The sequence below is a fragment of the Vagococcus salmoninarum genome (genome assembly GCF_003987495.1).
Classification (GTDB): Bacteria; Bacillota; Bacilli; order Lactobacillales; family Vagococcaceae; genus Vagococcus_D; species Vagococcus_D salmoninarum.
Genome location: NZ_NGJU01000039.1, coordinates 1 through 5,701, shown reverse-complemented (window position 1 = coordinate 5,701; position 5,701 = coordinate 1). Strand labels below are relative to the sequence as shown.

Annotated in this window: 4 protein-coding genes and 1 pseudogene; 3 read left to right on the top strand and 2 right to left on the bottom strand. The window is 34.1% G+C overall.

From position 1 onward, the window contains the following. Positions 1–926 precede the first annotated feature (926 nt). Positions 927–1,586 carry a hypothetical protein gene (locus CBF35_RS14790; protein ID WP_126782594.1) on the bottom strand — a complete coding sequence of 220 codons (660 nt, stop codon included), beginning with the start codon at positions 1,584–1,586 and terminating at the stop codon, positions 927–929. A gap of 304 nt (positions 1,587–1,890) precedes the next feature. On the opposite strand from CBF35_RS14790, the pseudogene CBF35_RS15090 reads away from it, so the two are divergent. After that, positions 1,891–1,959, top strand: a pseudogene (locus CBF35_RS15090) (type I toxin-antitoxin system Fst family toxin); the annotation flags it as partial. Positions 1,960–2,433: 474 nt separating this feature from the next. Here the strand turns inward: CBF35_RS15090 and CBF35_RS14780 are convergent. Then, the gene (locus CBF35_RS14780) at positions 2,434–2,862 is read right to left on the bottom strand and encodes a hypothetical protein (protein ID WP_126782592.1); all 429 of its coding nucleotides are present in this window, start codon (positions 2,860–2,862) and stop codon (positions 2,434–2,436) included. A gap of 1,196 nt (positions 2,863–4,058) precedes the next feature. Here CBF35_RS14780 and CBF35_RS14775 point away from each other — a divergent pair. Together CBF35_RS14775 and CBF35_RS14770 are read left to right on the top strand one after the other, a co-directional pair. After that, positions 4,059–4,517: a DUF536 domain-containing protein gene (locus tag CBF35_RS14775; RefSeq protein WP_126782590.1), complete on the top strand. Its 459-nt coding sequence runs from the start codon at positions 4,059–4,061 to the stop codon at positions 4,515–4,517. 33 nt (positions 4,518–4,550) lie between these two features. Further along, entirely contained in the window at positions 4,551–4,811 is a 261-nt protein-coding gene (locus tag CBF35_RS14770; RefSeq protein WP_126782588.1) for a DUF5839 family protein, read from the top strand. The last annotated feature ends 890 nt before the right edge of the window (positions 4,812–5,701 follow it).

Here is a 5,701-nt window from a genome sequence, read left to right as displayed (position 1 = left end):
CCCTAATAAACTTTTTGTTTTTTTCATTATTTACTACTCCAACAGTAAATAAAACTCTCCTTTCGCAACCAGTTACCCACTGGTTGCTCTTTTTTTGAGAAAGAAAATAAGGATCAGCAGCAAGAGTGAAAAGAGCATAAGGGAAATCTGTACCCACAATGGTGGGTAACCTCGTAGTACGAGGGGATTGACGTGGGTCCACAAAAAAGGCTAATCTGCAGTAGATACACACTAAATGCGTAGTAAATACGCAGTAAAAAAGTTAATACGTAAGAAATGCGCAGTAAATCTGCATGACATACGCAGTTGATCATCAGAAATTTTGACTAAATTTCACTAAGTATAAAAAAATAGAAACGTTGATTTAACGACGTTTCTATTTTTTGTTTGACCTAGACCAGTTAGAATTCACAAGAAAAAGCTCGCAATCCCTTGGGGGAGAACGAGCTTTGTTTAATCGAGATTATGGTAACTAACTAAAACCAACTAATCTATTTTCTCTTTATATTTAATAATCATATTTTCAAAAAAATCTTTTAATTCTTTTTATTGAAGTAATGTTAAGCTATTTTTTAGTACGTCATGCCCGTCTAAATTTCCCACATGATATTGTATTAATCCATCATCACTAACATGTACAGAGTAGTTTTTAACATAAATATTTTCACACTTAGAATGCATATGATTCCTAGTGCGAAATATAAATAGTAACTTCTAGTTATCCTCTGTCTTCTTTTTTAAAATAATTTAAAACACTTCCAAACATATTTCCAAGACTTAGAAAAAGTGCCGTCAATTTCACATTTTGGGTAAGAGAAGAGAATTGTGTGAATAGAATTATTAAAATACTTATTAATAGACTGCTGATAACAAATAGTCGTTCTTTTTTTTGCATAACGTCACCCATTCTTTTTAATCAAAATACACTAATACCCTAAAAATTTTTTTAAATTAGAATCAGAAAAATGATCAGTTTTACTAATTACTCTGTTTTTTGCGTCTAGACTGTACGTATGTCTTCCTTCGTAATTAAGTTGATTAGTTTTTCCATAAATGTTGGTATTTAAATAAAATACTTTAGAAGATTTTAAGTCCGGCTTGTCATAAGCAGTTTTTACTACAGATACAACAGTATAGGCGTGACCTAGTAATTTATTCACTTTAGCTAACAATGTTCCAATTAGTACATCTTTTATGACTCTATCAAATGATGCGGTTACTTTATTTGATCGTATTTTTTGCCATGCTGGAACAGCTTTTCTTTGATTAAGAAGATTATTATTAGGATAAGTAGTAAACTCTTCTGTTAGTGTAGCAGTGATTTTTTCGCCATTCTCTAAAACATAGTTATACCTACTATCACTGATAGAAATGTTTCCATCACTATCTGTTACAGTAACGATATTATAAGTATCAAATGTTTCAGTATCAATGATCAAACTCAAATTAGGATTAATTTGAACAAATTCACTTGTAGCTGATGAATATTCTAAGTTTGTAGAGGCCAAGACAGTGTAGGTTGAAGTAAAAAATGGCATGATGATTAAAGTGGTTACTAATAAAACAAAATTACTTCTTTTAATCAAATAAATCATCTCCTTTTAATATTTAATAGGTTTATAATAGCACTATTCCACAGCAATGTATACGCTTACTTTGTTACGGTATGTATGTCAAAGAATTGTTAAACAATATTTTACCCCCTTGATTCAAAATTTATTTTTGGGATACGAAACCTCCACTTATTTTAATGACCTACGTTTTGCATGTTCTATCACTTGGGACAGAACACTCTTTATTTAATGCCGTTTATGTAAAGTATTGACTTATGTTATACTTTTCTATGGCAACTGCCCTGTGAGGGGGGGGAAATTGTTTTAAAAGGTACTTTCGTTGGTTATCGCACCACTTATAGTGGGACTAATATTATCATTAGTTGATCATTGGCTAGATGATTAGAAGATAATCATACAGTTGTCACTAATTCCAACGCTGATTCGCAACAGTGAAAAGAAAAGCCACCTATTTAGAGTAGGGTGGCTTTTTGGTGTATAAATTGTTTTGGTTACTTTCGTTTCGCATACTTATTTTATCACATTTACTAAAATCTCTCAAATAAGATAGTTAGCTACTCTCTTATTTGAGAGGTTATGTTAATTAAAGACCGCGACTCATGTCCACCCTATTTTTAGTAAATATTTCGATAGATTCTTTTTAAAAAAAGAGCTGTGATAAAAAGTCTGTAATACTTTTTAAAAAAACAATGATTTTTTTTTCGATAGGTGGCAAAGATACAACAACTGCTAATACAGTCAAAAGGGATAGTATCAATAAATTAGACTTACTGAAAAAATATTCGTTGTTTATTAATATTGCGAATGATAAAACGGCAAGCATTGTTAAATATGAATATATAAATGTTTTCATGTCTAATTACTTTACTGGTGTCAGAGTGTATTGAATTGAGTATGATGTGTGATAATTTTTGTAGTCAGTTATTTTAACTTTTAATTTTTTCCCATCATCAGCTGCTTTTTGGACGGTTTTTAAGTACGCAGGCCCCCTTGAACCGAGAGCTAAAATAGCACCAGTTGTTACTGCGGGAAGATTCTTAAATTTCCTACCTAAAAAACTGACACCACCAGCAATTGATTTAGCAACATTTTGATTTTTTCTTATAGCTTTCGCCCAGTCTCTAACTTGTTGTGCGGACAAAGTGTATTCAGTTAACGTGATACGAGGTTCAGCTGCAAAAACTGTCTCAGATTGCTTAATAGGAAAACTAATAAAGCCTAAACCATTAGCTACTAAAACTGAAGAGAGAGTTATCACTACTACTAACTTTTGAACATTTTTTTTCATAAGTACTCCTCCTTGGATGATTTTAATGAAATATACCATAAATCAAGATTAAATGAAAGGCTTATACTTTGGTGTGATGATAGAAGTATAAAATGTTTTAATTCTTTATTAACGATTACTTTTTAATTGTGAGCTAATAAAGAAGAAAAAGGAGAAGTACTAAACTTACTAAAGAATAATAATATAAAAGTTGCAAATTCCCGACCACAAGTTTATGATTGAAACGTAAGTTTAAAACTAAATAGATGCCTAAAAAAGGGCAAAAAAAATACGTTAGCCTATGTCTTGCCGCCAAGCAAGAACACTAGGAGCTTTAATTGATAGGGAATTATCAATCAAAACCACTTCTAACGTCAGATTATATCTGTTAATGATAGTATACTTCAAAAGTGAAGTCGAAATCAATTATAGACAATCGGACGACAGAAATCAAGTAGAGATTATATTCCGGGACTCAGTTAAATCTAACTGAGTCCCTTTTTGTTGTTTTAAGGCAAATTAAGTGTAGGAGACAAGCTGCACGGTGTTAGTTCACCAATTAAGTGGACCGGTTATGCATACGCCGCCTCAATAACGAATGCTAGGAGCAATCTTATAGGATAGTCTTATTTCCTATTGCTCTGAATGGTGATCGCGACCGATATAACGGCGAGGGTGGTAATCCTGTCTCGAAAGGACGGTAGCCTTAAACAATGCTCTTAGGGAGGATTTTAAGAGGGTTTAAGGCGTGTTAGACAAACACCAGCTAATAAGACATGTGATAGTGGCTCCAGTCGGCTCTTCGACGTCAGACGCTTTTAAAGCATAGCTGTATTCTAGTATGTTTATTTGAAGCACCGATTTTCAGATAGACAAGATACTAGGGTACAACTATGCTCAACACCAGAACAACAACTTCTCTGTCAGTCGAAAACCCCGGACAAGTCAAGTGCTTTTAAAAAGATTTTAAGAAAAAAAGAGTTGTGTAACGACAGTGAGCCAGTCCCTTAGGACGGTTTGGGCGAGAGTGAGTTTTAGCGAACGGGTGTCGGAGACACTTGCCGATAGGCTAAGGCGCCTTAGCGCAGAAAGATAAATGTGAAATAGCGTTAGACAGTGAGTGTTAGTTGGGAAGCATGGTGAAAAATTGTTTGAACAAGATATTTAGAGTAAACTAACAAGAGAAGATACAACATGTTAGGTGGGGAAATTAACGAATGAAAAAAACAATTAAAGAACTGGCTGATGAGTTAGGAGTTTCTAAACAAGCTATAAGAAAACATTTAGATAAGTTACCACCAACGTTATCGGTAACCAAAGAGCAAGGTAAAATAATTTTAGACGCTGATGTTATAGCGTTTGTTAAGTCGAGAGTCACTGCGGTTACTAGGGAGGTTACTGGTAACGTTGGTGGTGAGGTTGATACTGAATTGTTAGATAGAATTATTTTTTTAGAGAAACAAATTGATGTTAAAGATGGTCAGCTAGAAATTAAAGACAATCAGTTAAATCAAGTACATAAATTATTAGATCAGCAACAAGTCCTAACGCTGCAAGCGAATAAAAAAATTGCGGAACTTGAAACATCATTGGCTGATCCTGATGAAACTGACGAACAAACTGAAGTTGAAAGCAATACGGGAAAAAAAAGTTTTTGGTCTAAGTTATTTGGTTAATGAGTGAGAATGAAAAATAGAGGTGAAAATAAAATGACGAATGAAAAAAAAGATGATAATACTATTTTTGCTAAACATATAAAAAAAGAAGACAAGGAAAATATTGTGTTAGGATCAAAAGAATATCAGTGGCATATTCCGAAAGTATTACGTGGCACGATTCGTGTCGGAGACAAAGTATTGGTTCAGTCAAAAGGAAAAATTCAAACGGTGGTAGTAACAAAATTAATCAGAGAAGATATTGAATTGACTAACAAAAAGTATAAGAGGGTTCGGTACGTACTACCTAATTAATTTGGCGTCACTAATGTAAGAGCGACTATTTTTTTTAGGTCAACTGGTGCAATGTTGACTCTAAAAAAAAGATAAAAACGTGAAAAGGACTCCTAGTATTTTTTGGGGTCAGGGCTGGCGCAAGCATTGCAAGTGTATTGACACTTGCTTAAAATGACGTTAGCTTTTGGCTAACATTATCGAATCCATCAAATGAATTTTTAGAGATCAGGTAGCCGAGTGTGGCTGCCTTTTTTATTTGTTGTCGGGGATTGGGGGGACACCCCAAAAGTTAAAATGTATGAGCAACGAGCCCCTGGTCGTGTTGCGGAAATTCAGCAAGTGGGTACCAACTTGCAATGCTTGCGCTAAACTACCCCCCCCCTAAAAAAGAGGTCTTCGGTAGGCGTAGGTGACGGTTAAAAATGAATTTTTTGTTGGCCACGCCAGGAGCATGAACTAAAAAATAATGAGGTCAATGTCAGAGCATGGCACCATGAAAAAAATGGTTGAGTGGTTGGAATGAGTTTTATTTTTTAGAGACGAGCAAGTATCACGGAGGGGTGTTTATTTTATTTTTTTCATCAGCACTTAATTTAGATTCAAGGTCAAACGTCATAGACTCAAAACGTTTGAGTGTTGTTTTAAGAGTGGTTGAAGCCGACAAACAGAGTTTGTGTAAGTGCGCCCTTAGGATGTCTTAGACGAGCGCATATATTGTTTAAACCTTCGTCATAGTTTCGTCGAGTTTAAAATATATACTAAAGTCATACCAAACAAACAACCCTAATAAACTTTTTGTTTTTTTCATTATTTACTACTCCAACAGTAAATAAAACTCTCCTTTCGCAACCAGTTACCCACTGGTTGCTCTTTTTTTGAGAAAGAAAATAAGGATCAGCAGCAAGAGT

Excerpts from the sequence above, each read along its gene's own strand:
- CBF35_RS14780 (WP_126782592.1), bottom strand. The coding sequence starts at position 2,862 with ATGAAAAAAAATGTTCAAAAGTTAGTAGTAGTGATAACTCTCTCTTCA.
- CBF35_RS14770 (WP_126782588.1), top strand. The coding sequence starts at position 4,551 with ATGACGAATGAAAAAAAAGATGATAATACTATTTTTGCTAAACATATA.
- CBF35_RS14775 (WP_126782590.1), top strand. The coding sequence starts at position 4,059 with ATGAAAAAAACAATTAAAGAACTGGCTGATGAGTTAGGAGTTTCTAAA.